The organism is Azospirillum sp. NS33 (assembly GCF_059703765.1).
The window spans coordinates 85,446-101,655 of the sequence record NZ_BAAKJB010000013.1 but is presented as its reverse complement, the minus strand read 5'-3'; the positions used below and the strand labels follow the sequence as shown (position 1 = coordinate 101,655).

The following is a 16,210-nucleotide window of genomic DNA, read 5'->3' as shown; positions in this document are numbered from 1 at the left end:
CATCACATTGCCGGCACCCCGTCAGGTGACCGGCCCGCGCACGCCGCACCACGCGGCGATCAGGGCGGCGCAGGCGAGGACGCCGCGGCGGTAGTCGGCGACGTCCACCCACTCGTCGTGGCCGCCGGTCTGGGTGAGGTCGCCGCACAGGGGGCCGAAGCCCACGGTGGGGATGCCCTTCTGGACCATCGGGTTGCGGATGTCGCTGGAGGTGTGCATGGGGTTGACCCGCGGCGGCGCGCCGGTCGCCGCCACGATGGCGGCCGACACCGCACCCCACAGCGGGTGGTGCTCCGGCACCTCCGCCCCGGTCACCCCGGCGTCCCACAGCACCCGCGGCGGGTGGACGGCCAGCCAGGCATCGCCGGCCGCCGCCCCGGCCACCGCCGCGGCGACCTGCTCCTGCACGGCGGCCAGGGTTTCGGGCGGCGGAAACGAGAGGGCGCCGCCCAGGGTGCAGCGCTCGGCCATCCGCGACAGCCGGTCGGGCTCGCCGCAGGCGATGTGGGACAGCATCAGGTTGGTGGAGCGCCCCACCGCGGCCTCGAGGCGCGGGTGGCGCACCGTGGCGGCGCGGCGCGCGTCGAGGTCGCACAGCGCCCGGTGGACCAGCAGCGCCGTGTCCAGCGGGTTGACGCCCTGGTGGGCGAAGCCGGTCTGGTGCGGCTCGGTGGTGGGCGGCGGGCAGCCGTCGACGACCACCCGGAAGTCAAGCTGGCCGGCGGCGAAGGCCTTGACCTCGCCAAGACCGGAACCGGATTCCGCGGGGTGCAGGTAGACCGCGGCGTCGGCGGTCAGGCCGCGGTGCAGCAGGGCCGAGACGCCGCGGGCGTGGCGCTTGCTGGGCGTGCTGGCCAGGATCACGTCGCCGCGGGGCTCCAGCCCGGCGGCCCGCAGCAGCCGCACCGCCTCCACCATGGTGGCGACGCCGGCAAGGTCGTCGGCCACGCCCCAGCCGTACAGCCGGCCGTCCGCCTCCACCCCGGCGAAGGGGTCGTGGCGCCAGCGGCCGGTGCCGGCCACGGGCTCGCCGTCGGGGTGGGCGAACAGCACCAGGCTGCGACCGCCGTTGCGCCCGGCCATGGTGGGCCCAGGGAGCCGGCCGACGACGCAGGCCCGCTCGTCGGCGTCCATGGCGCCGGCCGCGGCGAATTCCGCCACCATCGGCACCTCGGCGGGGCGGTAGCGCACGGTCTCCACCGTGCAGCCCTCGGCGCGCAGCGCCGCCGCCACCCGGTCCTGCACCGCCGCCTCGCCGCCGCGCCCGGCCTGGATCAGGGCGCGCAGCCCCGCCAACGCACGCCCGCCGTCACGCTCCAGCGCCGCGCCCAGGCGGGCGATCGCGTCGTCCATGCCGGTTCCTCCGCCCGCTCAGTGCTGCAGGATCTTGCCGAGGAACTGCTCAGCGCGCGGGCTGCGTTCGTTGCCGAAGAACTCGGCGGTGGGGCGGTCGTCGACGATCTCCCCCTGGTCGATGAAGATGACGCGGCTGGCGACGCGGCGGGCGAAGCCCATCTCGTGGGTCACGCACATCATGGTCATGCCGTCCCGCGCCAGGGCGGTCATCACGTCCAGCACCTCCGACACCATCTCCGGGTCGAGGGCCGAGGTCGGCTCGTCGAACAGCATGGCCACCGGGTCCATGGCCAGCGCCCGGGCGATCGCCACCCGCTGCTGCTGGCCGCCGGAGAGTTGGAGCGGGTACTTGGCCGCGTGGTCGGCCAGCCCGACCCGGTCGAGCAGCGCGCGGGCCTTCTTCACCGCGGCGTCGTGGGGGCGCACCAGCACCTTTTCCTGGGCGATGGTCAGGTTCTCCAGGATCGTCAGGTGGGGGAACAGCTCGAAGTTCTGGAACACCATGCCGACCCGCGCCCGCAGCTCCGGCAGGTCGGTGCCGGGGGCGCCGACCGAGGTGCCGTCGACCACGATGCTGCCCTCCTGGAAGTCCTCCAGCGCGTTCACGCACTTGATCAGCGTCGACTTGCCCGAGCCCGAGGGGCCGCAGATCACCACCACCTCGCCCTTGGCGACGCGGGTGGTGCAGTTCCGCAGGACCTGGAAGGACCCGTACCATTTGCTGAGGTTGTCGATGGCGATCATGCGCGCACGGCCTCCGGACCGGGAGAGAAGCGGGTGATGGAAAAGGCGGAGAGGTCGCGGCCGGCGTCGCCGCGGGTGATCAGGTCGGCGGTGATCCGCCCGGCGATCGGCCCCAGGGTGTAGCCGTTGGACGTCACCGCGGTGAAGAGGCCGGGCACCGCCGGGTGCTCGCCCAGGATGGGCGCGCCGTCGATGTTGATGTTCATGGCCGCCCAGGTGCGCAGGACGTTGAGACGGCGCAGCCCCGGCAGGACGTGCTGGGCGACCCACAGGTTGCCCTCCAGGCTGGCGCGCAGCGGCCGCGGGTGGTGGTGCACCGGATCCAGGCCGGCGGTCCACGCCCCGCCGATCAGCAGGTTGCCGTTGGCCGCCTGCTTCAGGGTGAGGTGGCGGTCGGCGTGGGCGACCAGGGCGGAGACCAGGGGGGCCGCCGGCTCGGTCACGATCATCTGCAGCGGCGCCCCGAACACCGGCACCTCCACCCCCAGCATGCGCCCGACCCGGGCGGCGAAGGCGCCGGCGGCGTTGACCACCCGCCCCGCCCGCAGCACGCCGCGCTGGGTGTGCACCAGGAAGCCACCGTCCCGGCGCTCGATCGCCAGCACGTCGGTGCGCGCGAACACCCGCGCGCCGGCCGCCCGTGCCGCGTCGAGCACCGCCTGGGTGGCCAGCAGCGGGTTGATCTTGCCCTCCTCCGGGCACCAGGCCGCGCCCACGAAGCGCTCGTCCAGGGCCGGCTCCAGCGCCCGCAGGGCGGCGGCGTCGATCACCTCGCAGCTCACGCCCTGGGCGCGCTCGACGCGAGTCTTCTCGCCCAGCCAGGCCAGCGCCCGCTGGTCCTCGGCCACCATCAGGCCGCCGGTGATCTTCAGCTCCAGGTCGCGGCCGGTCTCGCGCTCCAGGGTCTGCCACAGGGCGATGGACTCGCGCTGCAGCGGCAGGGTGCGGGCCGCCGCCCCGCCGCCGCCCTCGGCCTTGGCGCCGTGGTCGAAGGACAGCAGCTGGGCGTGCAGGCTGCCGGCGTTGCCGCCGGACGCCCGGGCGTTGGGCTGGCCGCGGTCCAGCACCACCACGTCCACCCCGGCGCGGGCCAGGAACAGGGCCGTCGACACGCCGACGATGCCGGCCCCGACGACCACCACCGACGCCTCCGCCACGTCGAGCGGGGCGGTGTCGGGCAGCGGCGGGAAGGGCGGCAGCAGGGCGCGCTTGTGGCCGCCCCATTCCGGCTTCTCCACGGCCAGCGCCGCGGCGGGCACCGGGCGCAGCGGCATCTGCGGGGCGGGAAACCCCTCCTCGTCGGCCGGCGGACCCAGCAGCTCGGCCAGGCGCGGCGCGCAGTAGCGGCCCTGGCAGCGCCCCATGCCGGCCCGGGTCAGGCGCTTCAGGGCGGCGATGTCGGTGACCCGGCCCTCGGCGATGGCGCGGCGCAGGGTGCCCAGGGCCACCCCCTCGCAGCGGCACACGGGCGTGGCGTCGTCGGCGCGCGACAGCCCGGCGGGGGTGGCCGCGAACAGGCGCCACAGCGCCGCCTGGAAGCGGCGGTGGCGGGCCAGGCGGCGCGGCGCGCCGGCATCCGCAACACCGGCGTGGCCGAGGCGGCGGGCGGCCTCGGCCCCGGCGAGGCGGCCCTGGTCGAGCGCGATGAGGGCGCCGCCGAAGCCGCCGGCCTCGCCGACCACGAAGACGTCGCCCTGCGAGGTGGCCCCGGCGTCGTCGCGCACCACCTCCAGCCGGGCGGCGCCGTCGCGGCGCACCCGGTGGTCGCAGCCCAGCAGGCGGGCGAGGTCGTTGGCCGGGGCGAAGCCCTCGCCGACGCACACCGCGTCGACGGCCAATCGGAGTTCGTGGCCGTCCGGGCCGGCCAGCACCGCCTCCTCCACCCGGCCGGCGCCGGACACGCGCAGCAGCCGGTGGCCCCAGCGCACCGCCACGCCGTGGCGGGCGAGCGCCGCCAGCTGGCGCATGCCGGCCACGGCCAGCGCCGGGTCGGCGGCGGCCATGGCGAGGCCGGCGGCGGGGCGGGTCCAGGGTGCGGGGGCGGCCTCGGCCACCGCCACCACGGTGGCGCCGCCGCGCGCCAGCTCCAGCGCCACCTGCAGGTTGAGCGGCCCGTTGCCGGCCACCAGGATGCGCCGGCCCGGCGCCACGCCATAGCTGCGCGCCAGGGTCTGCCCCGCCCCGGTGGTCATCACCCCGGGCAGGGTCCAGCCGGGAAAGACGCCGGGCTGCTCGAAGGCGCCGGTGGCGACGATCAGCGCGCGCGGGCGCAGGTAGCCGGCGCGCCCGCCCCGCACCACACCCAGCACCAGCCCGTCCTCCTCGCGGAAGGCGCCCCACACCAGGGTGCCGTCGCGCAGCGCCACGCCCCGCGCGCGCACCGCGTCGATCAGCCGGGCGCCGCGGCGGGCCTGGGCGTCCGGGCCGCCGGGGGGCGCCGCCGCCGGGCTTGCCGGCTGCTTGAAGAACTGGCCGCCGGGGGCCGGCCGCTCGTCGATCACCAGCACGCCGGCGCCGGCCTCGGCCGCGGCCAGCGCGGCGGCCAGGCCGGCGGGTCCGGCGCCCACCACCAGCACCTCCACCGCCTCCTCCGGCAGCGGGCCGTCGGGCAGCGACGCCACATCGGCACCGGACCCGGCGGCCACCGGCCGAGCCGGCTGGGAGGCCACCACCATGCCCTCGGCCACCTTGGTCATACAGGCGCGCACGCCGGCCCGCCCGTCGACGACGACCGCGCAGTCGTGGCACACCCCCATGCCGCAATAGACCCCGCGCAGCTCGCCCGCCCCGCCCCGCCCCTGGGCGGCGATGCCGTGGGCCAGCAGCGCCGCGGCGACGGTCTCGCCGGCGCGGGCCGTCAGGGGCCGGCCGTCGAACCGGATGGTGACGCCCGCCGTGGCGTCGCCGGCGGTGCTCAGCCGCATGATGCGTGGCCCCCCACCCCGGTCAGGCCTGGAAGCGCAGGCCGAAGGCCTCGACCAGCCGGCGCATCTCGGCGTCGGCGTCGGCCGGCAGCGGCAGGCGCGGCGGCCGCGGCGCCCCGGCGCCAAAGCCCATGTGGGTCAGCAGCGACTTGGTGCCGGCGACGTAGCGCTGGCCGCCGACCGCCTCGATCACCGGCAGCCACTCCAGATAGAGGGCGCGCGCCTCGGGGATGCGGGTCTCGTCGGCCACCAGGGTGAACAGGCGGGCCAGCGGCCCGGGGGCGACGTTGGACGCCACCGCCACCCAGCCCTGGGCGCCCTCGACGAAGGATTCGAAGCCGAGGATGCCGCCGAACACGGTCATGCGGTCGCCGCACAGGCGGATGATGTCGCGCACCCGGGTCACCTCCAGCGTCGACTCCTTGATGTAGTCGCAGCCGTCGATGGCGGCCAGCCGCGCCACCAGCGCCGGCTTCAGGTCGACGTTGGCGGTGGCCGGGTTGTTGTAGACCATGATCGGGATGCCGATCCCGGCGGCGATGGTGGCGTAGTGGTGCACCAGCTCGTCGTCGGTGGGGGTGGAGTAGAAGGGCGGGATGATCATCACCCCGTCGGCGCCCAGCGCCTCGGCGCGGCGGCTGAGGCGCAGCGCCTCGCGGGTGTCCTCGGCCCCGGTGCCGATCAGCACGGGCACGCGGCCGGCCGCGGTGGCGATGACGGTGGAGGCGACGGCGTCGCGCTCCTCCTCGCTCAAGGACAGGAACTCGCCGGTGGAGCCCAGCGGGATCAGGCCGTGGATGCCGCTGCGGATCTGCCAGTCGGTGAAGGCGGCCAGCGCCTCCCGGTCGACCCGCCCCTCGGCGTCGTAGGGCGTGATCATCACGGTGAAGGTGCCGCGGAATGCTTTGGTCATGGGAAGGGATCCGCGGCCGGCGGCCGCGCCTCGCAGTCGGCAGGGGGAAGGGAAGGGGATGGGGGGGTCACCGCTGCTCGCCGGCCGCGCCGACCTGCTGGTAGGCCCGGCCGAAGCGGCGCTCGATGCGGCGCTGCACGATGTCCCAGAGGGTGGTGATGACGAGGTAGTAGAGGGCGGCCACGGCGAACAGCTCCAGCACCATGAAGCGCTCCTGGATCAGCACCTGGGTGCGGCGCAGCAGCTCCTCCATGGAGATCACCGAGGTGACCGAGGTGGTCTTGAGCAGCCCGTTCACCGAGTTGCCGAGCGGCGGCACGATGATGCGCAGGGCCTGGGGCATGATGATGTAGCGCATGATCTGCGGCTCGCGCATGCCCAGCGCGCGGGCCGCCCGCACCTGGCCCTGGGGCACCGCGAGGATGCCGGAGCGCACGATCTCCGCGAGGTAGGCGGCCTCGTTCAGGGTGAGGCCGATCAGCGCCGATTCCACGACGTTCAGGCGGATGCCCAGCTGGGGCAGCCCGGTGTAGATGACGATCAGCTGCACCAGCAGCGGCGTGCCGCGGAACAGCCAGATGTAGGCGCCGGCCGGCACCGAGACGGCGCGCCGCGGCGACAGCCGCATCAGCGCCAGGCCGAAGCCGAGGACGAGCCCGCCGGTGATGGCGACGGCCGTGAGCCAGAGGGTGGTGACCGCCCCCGCGAATATGTAGGGGTTGACCAGATAGTCGAAGAACCCTGACCAGCTCCACACCGCCATCATCGCCTCCCGGGCCCGCCCAACCGGATCAGGACGCCGGACCGGAGACGGCGAGGGCGCCGTCGGTCGGCACGACGCCGTAGCTGTCGAAAAGCGCCTGGTACGAGCCGTCGGCCTTCATCTGCTCGAGCACGCCCAGCACCGCGTCGGCCAGCGGCTTGCTCTTGAAGGCCAGCGCCACCGGGGTGGCGAACAGGCCGTGCAGGGCGCGCTCGAACTGGCCGCGGTCGGCGTACTCCTTGGCGACGCCGTCGATCGACACCACCGCGTCGACCTGGCCGGCGCGCAGCGCCTGGTAGGCCAGGGCGAAGTTGTCGAAGGTGCGGATGGTCATGCCCTCCAGCCCCTTGGCCTTCAGCTCCTCGTTCAGCGCCTTGGTCTTGTTCTCCTCGAAGCCGCCGATCTCGACCCCGACGGTCTTGCCGGCGAGATCCTCGACCTTGGCCAGGCTGGCGCCCTTGCCCGACGGCACGGAGACGCTGATGGCCTGCTTCTCGTAGGGGATCATCTGCATCAGCTTGGCCCGCTCGGCGGTGAAGAAGATGCCGGTGTTGATCATGTCCCAGCGGCCGCCCTGGAGGCCGGGGATCATCGCCGAGAACTCGATGCGGATGTACTCGGGCGTCAGGCACAGGCGCTTGGCGATCTCCCGGCCCAGCTCGACCCGCATGCCCTTCAGCTCACCGGACTGGTCGACGAACTGCAAGGGCGGCAGGGTCGGGTTGGTCGACATCACCAGGGTGCCGGGCTTGATCAGCGCGGACTCGGGCACGGACGGCGTGCAGTCCGCCGCCGCCGCCATGGCGGTGGGGACCAGCACCAGGGCGGCGGCCAGGGCAAGGCGGGAAGTCCGGTTCGCGGGCATGGTGGTCCTCTCCAATGGGTGGGGCCGGCGGGGCGGGTCGGCGGCGCCGCGGCATGCGAGTGGTATACCAATTTAATACACAATGGGCACCGAGGTGCAAGGGTGTCGCGCGCCGTGTCGGGCACCACCACCACCCCCGCGGCCGGTTCGTCTCGACATTTCCGGAGTGCGATGAATATGGTCACCCACGCGCGCACGGCCACGCACGGTGTGGGTTGCCGCGTTCGCGTCCTGGCCCAGGGGTCCACCGGCGGGGGATCGAGACATGACCCAGACCTTCCATGGCATCGTCGCGGCGATGGCCCGGCACCTCGGCGTGCCGGAACCGGGCGGCACCGGCGGCGCGCAGGACCACGGCGCCTGGGACCTGTCCGTCGACGGCATCACCGTCGTGCTGGAGGCCGAACGCGACGGCCTGGGCGACGGCTTGCTGTTGCGCGCCGAACTGGGCACGGTGCCGGATCACGGCCGTGACGAGATCCTCCGGGCGGTGCTCGAGGGCAACCTGCTGTGGTCCGGCACGGGCGGCGCGACGATCGGCGTCAACTCCGCGACCGGGGAGGCGGTGCTCGCCCTCGCCCGGCCTCTGGAGGCGCTCGATGGCGAGCGCGCGGCCCGGCTCTGCCTGGCGTTCGCCGACACTGCCGCGCGATGGCGGAACCTTTTCGCCGTCGGCCTCACCAACACCCCGGGCGACACGCCGGCGGCACCGGCGGCACCAATGGATCCGAGGCTGATGCGGGTGTGAGGGAACGCGGTCCGGCGGTGACCGGGGATAAGGGGAGGGACAGATGTCGATCAACATCGTCGGGCGCGACGCCGTCCTGCGACTTGACCAGACGGTGGGCGGCCCGCAGGGCGGCGGCGGCCGCAGCGGCGACGTCGATGGCACCGGCAGCCAGGGTGTCTACGAGGGGCGCAGCGTCGGGCTCGCCCCGTCCACCGACCATTCGGGCGGCCAGCGCATCCGCGACGAGAGCCAGGCCCGGCTGTCGCGGTGGATGCCGGGGGTCACCCAGGGGGACCCGCCCGGCGGGCTTCGCATCGGCCGGGAGATCGCGCGGCCCCCGCCCGACCGCGCCCCCCCGCCCCCGCCCTCGCGGCACAGCCCGGCCCTGCAGGAGCAGGTCAACACGCGCCTGATGACCTTCGAGCAGTTGGTCGACCGCATGGGCGGCCACCGGCCCACCAAGGACGTCGCCCTCGGCCCGTTCGTCCTTCACCGCAACAGCGTCGCCTTCAAGGAGGTCGAGAGCGCGCTGGAGCTGTACCACTTCATCCTGAACGACGTGACGCTGGGCGAGGTCAACGACAGCGGCCGCCTGCTCCACGCCGCCCGGAGCGAACTGGACAAGGCCGAGGAGGGGGCGCGCGGCTATCTCCGCAAGCACGAGGGTGCGCCGGATCGGGCGGCGCAGTGCGGCGCGATGCGCGCCCTGCTCGACCAGGTCGGGGCCGAGCGCCGGCTGCTCGACGAGGTGGAGGCCGACCCCGAGTTCGCCCGGCTGACCGACCGCATGACCTTCGGGCAGGCGCTGCAGATCCGCCGCTGCGGGATCAATCTGGAGGATTGCGACTTCGACACCTTCACCGACGACCGCATCGACCCGGCGCGCTCCGAGCGGCGGTTCGGGTTCGGCGTCAACAACACCGTGGCGAAGCTCGCCTACGGCGACGGCCCGGCGCGGATCTTCAAACCCGAGCAGGTCGGCGTCGAGTCGACGGTCGCCACCTTCGCCGGCATCGACAAGGACACGCCGCGCGCCGGCAACCGCAACATCGCCACGCGCGAGATCGACAAGGCGCTCGGCACCAGCCTGATCCCCACCTCGCGGTTCGTCTTCCACGGCGGCCAGCTCGGGCTTCTGATGGAGAAGGCCGACGGCATGTCCCCCAAGGGACGGGAGGACCTCGGTCCGGTGCGCGTCGCCGACCTGCCGCAACCGCTGCAAGACGAGATCGACTCGCTTCGGCAGCCGCCCGACTACGACCCGCGCAACCCCTGGAACACCACCTGGGCCCGTGAGCTGAGCGCCTTCTCGCTGGCTCTGGAGGTCGACGAGACGGGCCAGGAGATCTGGTCGCGGTTCCGGATCGTCGACAACAATCCGTTCGGCGAGCTTCCCGACGGGCTGCCCGCCCCGATGGAGGGCAGCCTGCACGAACAGCTCCTGGGGCTGCAATGGAACGACGCAATCACCGGGCAGCTCGACCGCCACCCCCAGAACTACATGATCGCCGTCGACCCCCGGGGGCAGACGGTGACGGTGACGGGCATCGACAACGACGTGGCGTTCGCGCCGGGCCAGGACCACGTCCCGCGCTGGCAGGACAACCGCATGAACTTCTTCGCCATGGGCCTGCCGCCGTTGATCGACCGGGCGATGCGGGAGCGCCTGGAGCGGACGGACTTCGACCGCGACGTGGCACCCCGGCTCCAGGGCCTGCTGACCACCGAGGAGGTGGCGTCCACCCGGCTGCGCTTCCAGGAGGCCAGGGAGCACGCCCTGTCCCTGCCCGGAAGCCACGTGGTCGACGACTGGCAGACCTGGCGGTCGCCCGACGGCCAGAGCGTGGGCGCGTTCCTCCAGGCCCAGCCGCGCGCCAGCAATCTCTTCGCCCGCGACCTCGCCGGCCATCTGACGCACACCACCTGAAGGGGACGACGCCATGACGTCTGCATCGCCGCGGCCCGCCGGCCCCCCCGCCGGCCCCCCCGCCGACGGCCCGGAACCCCACCACACGCCGCTGGAGCACGCGTTCCTCGCCTTCCGGGAGGCCGGGTTGCGCCTGCCGCCGGTGCCCCACGGCATGGTGGGGGCGCTGCGCCGCCTCGGCGCCGACCGCTACGCCACGACGACCGGGGTCGACCTGGACGCCGTGGCGCCCTGGCTGGAGGCCGCGCGGACCAGTGCCCTGCCGCCCCACGTGGCGTTCGGTGGCGGCGGCCACGGGGTGGCGTCGTGGTTCGTCCACTACAGCCTGGCCGACGGTCCGGTCTGCGTCTACCTGCGCCATCCGTTCGGCAACCCCTACACGCCCGGCGAGTTGGAGCGGCTGCGCCTCAACACCGCCCTGGTCGGGGTCGAGGAGCTGGTCGTCCGCGCCGACGAGGCGCGCGCCTCGGGCCGCCTCGCCGCCACCGACCGCCTGATCGTGGTCGAGGACGCCAGGTCCGCCACCGTCGGCTGGCAGGTCGTCGGCCCCGCCGCCGCGCCGTGGCACCCAGCCGCCGATGCGGCCGCCGACGCCGTGGCCGGGGCGCTGGCCTGGCTGGCGGGGGCGGCGCCGGCGTCCGGGGCGTGAGGGCGCCGGACGCCTGGGCTCAGAAGCCGGCCAGCGTGCGCTTGCGGACGTTGCGGATGTGCTGGGCCATGGCCTTCCGGACCGCATCGGGCCGGCGCGCCCGCAGGGCGTCCAGCAGGACACGGTGGTCGCCGGTGCCCGGCGCGACCGCGGCCGGCACGGTCTGGCGCTCGAAGATCTCGGTGTAGCGGCGCATCTCGCGGATGGTCATGGCCAGGAACGGGTTGCCGCTGGCGTCGGCCAGCGCGCCGTGCAGGCGGTCGTCGAAGTGCCAGTGCTGTTCGGGCGTCGGCTCGCGCGCCGTCTCGATGGCGGCGAGCAGGGCGTCCAGGCGGTCCAGCTCGGTCTCGGCAAGGCGCGGCGTCGCCAGCGCGGCGGCCTGCGGCTCGATCAGGGCGCGCACGTCAAGGCTGTGCAGGTAGTCCTCCAGGGTGATCACCCGCACCGCCAGCAGGCGGTCGGTGAGGCGCACCAGCAGCCCCTCCCCCTCCAGCCGGTTCAGCGCGTCGCGCATGGGGCTGCGCGACACCCCCAGGGCGGCCGCCAGCTTGCGCTCCTGGATCACGGTGCCGCCGGGCAGGGCGCAGCGGATGATGTCGGTGAGGACCGCCCGGTAGGCGCTTTCGGCGAGCTTGGGTTCCGTCGAGGGCCGGTCGTCCATGGCGGGTGGGTCGTCCCTTTTGCGGTGCGGGAGCGGGGTGGCGCGGGGCGCGCGCGTGGAGTATTCAAGGGGGCGCGACCGTTGTCCACCGCCGGCATACCAGCCGTTCACCGGCGCCGGCCGGTGGCAGCGGTCGAACCGAGGCTTCGAGCGGACGTGCGGACATGCCCGACGGGAAGGACACTGGGATTCGCGAGCCGGAGGCCCTGCCGGAGCCGGCGTTGAACCTGGCCAACCAGGCCTACAACGCGGTCTCCGACATGATCCGCCACCGCCGCCTGCGCGGCGGCGAGGTGATCGTGGAGATGCGCCTGGCCGACGCGCTGGGCGTCTCGCGCACGCCGCTGCGCCAGGCCCTGCAGCGCCTCGAGGGCGAGGGGCTGGTGGTCAAGGGCAGCGGCCGCTCCTACGTGGTGCGCCGGGTCGACCTGGGCGAGTACCTGCAGAGCCTGAAGGTCCGCGAGATCCTGGAGCCCGAGGCGGCGGTGCTGGCCATCGGCCGCATCCCCGGGCGCAAGTTCGTCGACGTGCGCCGCGAGATCGAGGAGCTGCTGAGCGCCACCGCCCACCACACCGACGCCCACTGGCGCTCCGACGACAACCTGCACAACCTGTTCATCGACCACTGCGCCAACGAGGTGATGGCGGGCGTGCTGCGCTCCATGCGGGCGACCACCCGCCTGTTCGAGATCGACCGCCTGAAGGACCGGCTGGTCCCCGATTCCACCGAACACCTCGCCATCATCCGGGCGCTGGAGGCCAACGACGCCAAGGCCACCCGCAAGACCGTCGCCGCCCACATCGAAAGCCTGATCCGCTTCGCCCTGGACCAGGTGCGGTAGAGCGGCGGGGTGGGCACGAGCCTGCGCACTCGTCGTCGGCGACGGCGCGGCAGCGTCACGCACACTCGAAGTGGTAGGACCAAACAGGTGGTCACCCAAACAATCCGGTGGTAGTCTTTCTTCCGGCACGACACGATGCCTGCGGCCTCCGGTGAAAAGGGCGGCGCGGACCGCCCGTGGCAACAACGACCGGGGCCTCTGTCGAACCGAGGGAGGATCCATTGACCGAAGAGACGAAGGGGACCGTCACCGAGACCAGGACCGCACGGGCGGGCGTCGACGAGGTGGTCGAGGCGCGCCGCGGGTTCCTGAAGGGGCTGGCCGGCTCCGCCGCCACCGTGGGCGCGCTGGGGGCGGTGGCCGCCGCCGGCACGGTGGCGGCGCCGCACGTCGCCAACGCCCAGGCCCAGGGCAAGACCCTGCGCATCCAGTCGTCCTGGCCGCCCGGCACCGGCGGCTACAAGATCTTCGAGACCTGGGCCACGAAGGTGCCCGAGCTGACCGGCGGCGAGCTGTCGGTGAAGACCTTCCCGGCGGGGGCGGTCTCCGGCGACTTCCAGCTCATGGACGCGGTGCGCAACGGCGTGCTCGACGGCATGAACCTGTTCACCGTCTACTGGGCCGGCCGCATGCCCGCCGGCGTCTTCCTGTCGTCCTACCCCATGGGCCTCAACCACCCGCACCAGTGGGACATGATGTTCAACAGCTACGGCGGCAACGAGCTGGCCCGCGAGCTGTACCAGAAGCAGGGCATGTACTTCGTGGGCCACGTCCACCACGACATGAACCTGATCCACTCGAAGAAGCCGATCCGCTCGCTCGACGACTTCAACGGGCTGCTGCTGCGGGTGCCCGGCGGCATCGTCGCCGACTGCTTCGCCGCCATCGGCGCGCGGACCACCCTGCTGCCCGGCTCGGAGGTCTACCCGGCGCTGGAACGCGGCACCATCGAGGCGGCCGACTACACCGGCCCGGCGGTCAACTACGACCTCGGCTTCCAGCAGGTCACCCAGTACATCGTCATGGGCCCGGCCTCCACGCCGTGCCTGCACCAGCCGGTCGACCTCATGGACTTCTCGCTGTCCATGCGGGTGTGGAACAGCCTGTCGCCGCGCATGAAGGAGCTGCTGCCGCATCTGGTGGCCGCCTACTCCGCCACCCATTACGGGGCGATCCAGGCCGCCAACAAGGACGCCTGGGGCAAGTTCGCCAGCGCCGGCACCACCGTCACCCGTCTGTCGGAGGAGGACGCCGCCCGCTTCCGCAAGGTGGCGATCGGCAAGTGGTTCGAATGGGCCAACAAGGACAAGGACGCGGCGCGCCTGTTCAAGCTGCACCTCGACGTCATGCAGGACCCGGAGGTCGCCTACATCACGCCGGAAGACACCAAGGGCTATGAGCTGAAGCTCTGAGGTCCGCCCGAGCGGAGCCAAGGGGTGCGGGGGCCGCGCGGCGCCCGCACCCCGTTGCCGTGCGCCCGACCGCCTCACGACCACGGACCCTGCCGATGACCGTCACCCACAGCTTCGTGCTGCCCCATTGGCTCTACTGGGGCGCGCTTCTCCTGTTTCCCCTGGTCTACATGGCGCTGGCCGGCTGGCGCGAGCGCCGCCACAGCCCCGACGAGGGCGTCACCGCCGCCGACCTCGACGACCAGGCCGGCGCCAAGAGCCGCATCCTCGCCGCCATTCCCGGCAACCGCTTCACCCGCGCCGTCGACGCGCTGTCCCAGTTCACCGGCGTCTTCGTCGCCTATTGGACGGTGATCGCCGTCCTGGTCTACTTCTTCGAGGTGGTGTCGCGCTATTTCCTGCGCATGCCCACCAACTGGGCGCACGAATCCATGTTCCTGATGTTCGGCATGCAGTACGTGCTGGCCGGCGCCTACGCCTACCTGCACGACGCCCATGTCCGCGTCGACCTGTTCTACGCCAAGGCGAGCCCGCGCGGCCAGGCGGCGATCGACATCGTCACCCATTTCTTCTTCCTGATCTTCGCGCTGGCGTTCATCTGGACGGGCTGGACCTTCTTCAGCAGCTCGATGGACCAGACCCGCTGGCCCTGGGCCGCCGGCTACTCCGACGAGGTCTCCTTCACCGAGTGGGCGGTCGCCTACTGGCCGGTCAAGTTCACCCTGGTGCTGGGCGGCATCCTGCTGCTGCTCCAGGGCGCCGGGCGGCTGGTCAAGGACATCCACGTGTTCACCATGGACGGGGAGGGCCGGGCCAATGGCTAGCGTCGTCAACGCCCGCGGCGAGCGGCGCGGCGCCGGCCTGCTGCCGCGCAGCGGGCGCGGCTGGGCGGTGCTGCTGGTCAGCGCCGCGCTCGCCGCCCTCATCCTGGTGGAGGCGCTGAACATCGCCTTCGTCGACCCCTATTCCGAGCCCCCCTTCCTCTTCACCCTCCAGGGCACCCTGGCCGACATCTCGATCGCCTGGCTCTCGGTGCTGATGTTCGGTTCGCTGCTGGCGCTGCTGTTCGCCGGCATGCCGCTGGTCTTCGTCACCGGATCGCTCGGCGTCATCTTCATCTACCTCGTCGGCGACCAGTTCATGCTGAACATCATCCCGACGCGCATCTTCCCGCTGATGACCGATTACCAGCTCTCGGCCATCCCGCTGTTCATCTTCATGGCCAGCATGCTGGAACGCGCCGGGCTGATCGACGAGATGTTCGACGTCCTCTACAAGTGGATGGGCGGGGTGCGCGGCGGGCTGGCCATCGCCACGGTCATCGCCTCGACCATCCTCGCCGCCATGGTCGGCGTGATCGGCGCCGCGGTGGTGACCATGGGCATCATCGCCCTGCCGGCGATGCTCAAGCGGGCCTACGACCCGGAGGTGGCGCTGGGCGCCATCATGGCCGGCGGCACGCTGGGCATCCTCATCCCGCCGTCGATCCTGGCCATCATCTACGCGGTGGTGGCCCAGCAGTCGGTGGGCGAGCTCTACATCGGATCGATCCTGCCGGGCCTGATGCTGTCCGGCCTGTACGTGCTGTACGTGGGGGTGCGCGCCTGGGTGAACCCGCGGGTCGGCCCGGCCCTTCCCCTGGCCGAGCGGGTCGGCATGGCCGACAAGCTGCTGCTGCTGCGCCAGATGGCGGCGCCGGTGGTGCTGATCGTGCTGGTGCTGGGGGTGATCTTCAGCGGCGCGGCGACGCCGGTCGAGGCCGCGGCCATCGGCAGCTTCGGCGCCATGGTGGTGGCGGCGATGCACGGCCGGCTGTCCCTGCGCTCGGTCAAGGAGGCGTGCATCGGCACCGCCAAGGCCTCGGCCATGGTGCTGTGGATCATCTTCGGCGCCACCGTCTTCGTCGGCTTCTACATCCTGCGCGGCGGCCAGGAGTTCGTGTCGGAGCTGATCCTGGGCACCGGGCTGGGCGCCTACGGGGTGCTCGGGCTGATGATGCTGATCCTGTTCTTCCTCGGCATGTTCCTGGACTGGGTCGGCATCCTGCTGCTGGCGGTGCCCATCTTCATCCCCATCATCGCCCAGTTCACCTTCCCCGGCGTCCTCGGCCTGCCCGGCGTGGAGCAGGCGGACGTGCCGCTGTGGTTCGGCGTGCTCTACCTCGTCAACATGCAGATGGCGTTTCTCAGCCCGCCCTTCGGCTACGCGCTGTTCTACATGCGCGGGGTGGCCCCGCCATCGATCTCCACCGCCACCATCTTCCGCTCGTCGCTGCCCTTCCTGGCGATCCAGGCGACCGGGCTGGCGACCTGCATCCTGTTCCCCGAGATCGTGCTGTGGCTGCCACGGCTGGTCTACGGGTGAGGACCCGCGTCGACGGACGCTCCGCAGACCCGCGTCAACGAACGCTTCCATGGGGAGGAC

At 72.8% G+C, this 16,210-nt stretch carries 14 protein-coding genes; 7 read left to right on the top strand and 7 right to left on the bottom strand.

Annotated elements, in window-relative coordinates; genetic code table 11:
* Positions 1–21: 21 nt before the first annotated feature.
* The 6 genes from AC6H2I_RS13580 to AC6H2I_RS13555 form a co-directional block, all read right to left on the bottom strand.
* Entirely contained in the window at positions 22–1,353 is a 1,332-nt protein-coding gene (locus AC6H2I_RS13580) for a M20 family metallopeptidase (protein WP_497501184.1), read from the bottom strand.
* Between the two features lie 18 nt (positions 1,354–1,371).
* Positions 1,372–2,100 (bottom strand): amino acid ABC transporter ATP-binding protein, encoded by a 729-nt coding sequence (locus AC6H2I_RS13575; RefSeq protein WP_497501183.1) that lies wholly within the window; start codon positions 2,098–2,100, stop codon positions 1,372–1,374.
* Entirely contained in the window at positions 2,097–5,024 is a 2,928-nt protein-coding gene (locus tag AC6H2I_RS13570) for an FAD-dependent oxidoreductase (RefSeq protein WP_497501182.1), read from the bottom strand. Before AC6H2I_RS13570 ends, AC6H2I_RS13575 begins: the two co-directional genes overlap by 4 nt.
* Positions 5,025–5,046: 22 nt before the next feature.
* Positions 5,047–5,937 (bottom strand): dihydrodipicolinate synthase family protein, encoded by an 891-nt coding sequence (locus AC6H2I_RS13565; RefSeq protein WP_497501181.1) that lies wholly within the window; start codon positions 5,935–5,937, stop codon positions 5,047–5,049.
* Positions 5,938–6,004: 67 nt separating this feature from the next.
* Complete coding sequence (locus AC6H2I_RS13560) at positions 6,005–6,700, bottom strand: amino acid ABC transporter permease (protein ID WP_497501180.1); 696 nt, start codon at positions 6,698–6,700, stop codon at positions 6,005–6,007.
* Positions 6,701–6,728: 28 nt separating this feature from the next.
* Positions 6,729–7,565, bottom strand: a complete 837-nt coding sequence (locus AC6H2I_RS13555) for an ABC transporter substrate-binding protein (RefSeq protein ID WP_497501179.1) — start codon at positions 7,563–7,565, stop codon at positions 6,729–6,731.
* Between the two features lie 265 nt (positions 7,566–7,830).
* Here AC6H2I_RS13555 and AC6H2I_RS13550 point away from each other — a divergent pair, with 265 nt between their 5' ends.
* From AC6H2I_RS13550 to AC6H2I_RS13540, 3 genes are read left to right on the top strand one after another with little or no spacing between them, the layout of a single operon-like run.
* Positions 7,831–8,313, top strand: a complete 483-nt coding sequence (locus tag AC6H2I_RS13550; RefSeq protein WP_497501178.1) for a type III secretion system chaperone — start codon at positions 7,831–7,833, stop codon at positions 8,311–8,313.
* A gap of 43 nt (positions 8,314–8,356) precedes the next feature.
* Positions 8,357–10,222, top strand: coding sequence for a hypothetical protein (locus tag AC6H2I_RS13545; RefSeq protein ID WP_497501177.1), 1,866 nt, complete (start codon positions 8,357–8,359; stop codon positions 10,220–10,222).
* Between the two features lie 13 nt (positions 10,223–10,235).
* Entirely contained in the window at positions 10,236–10,871 is a 636-nt protein-coding gene (locus AC6H2I_RS13540) for a hypothetical protein (protein WP_497501176.1), read from the top strand.
* 19 nt (positions 10,872–10,890) lie between these two features.
* On the opposite strand, the gene AC6H2I_RS13535 is transcribed toward AC6H2I_RS13540, so the two are convergent.
* On the bottom strand, positions 10,891–11,532 hold the full coding sequence (locus AC6H2I_RS13535; protein ID WP_497501175.1) for a GntR family transcriptional regulator: 642 nt from the start codon (positions 11,530–11,532) through the stop codon (positions 10,891–10,893).
* A gap of 164 nt (positions 11,533–11,696) precedes the next feature.
* On the opposite strand from AC6H2I_RS13535, the gene AC6H2I_RS13530 reads away from it, so the two are divergent.
* The 4 genes from AC6H2I_RS13530 (at position 11,697) to AC6H2I_RS13515 (ending at position 16,150) form a co-directional block, all read left to right on the top strand.
* Positions 11,697–12,374, top strand: coding sequence for a GntR family transcriptional regulator (locus AC6H2I_RS13530; RefSeq protein WP_497501174.1), 678 nt, complete (start codon positions 11,697–11,699; stop codon positions 12,372–12,374).
* A gap of 221 nt (positions 12,375–12,595) precedes the next feature.
* Positions 12,596–13,786, top strand: a complete 1,191-nt coding sequence (dctP, locus tag AC6H2I_RS13525; protein ID WP_497501173.1) for a TRAP transporter substrate-binding protein DctP — start codon at positions 12,596–12,598, stop codon at positions 13,784–13,786.
* Between the two features lie 95 nt (positions 13,787–13,881).
* Positions 13,882–14,610 (top strand): TRAP transporter small permease subunit, encoded by a 729-nt coding sequence (locus AC6H2I_RS13520; protein WP_497501172.1) that lies wholly within the window; start codon positions 13,882–13,884, stop codon positions 14,608–14,610.
* Positions 14,603–16,150 (top strand): TRAP transporter large permease, encoded by a 1,548-nt coding sequence (locus AC6H2I_RS13515; RefSeq protein WP_497501171.1) that lies wholly within the window; start codon positions 14,603–14,605, stop codon positions 16,148–16,150. The genes AC6H2I_RS13520 and AC6H2I_RS13515 overlap by 8 nt, the downstream gene beginning before the upstream one ends.
* Positions 16,151–16,210 lie beyond the last annotated feature (60 nt).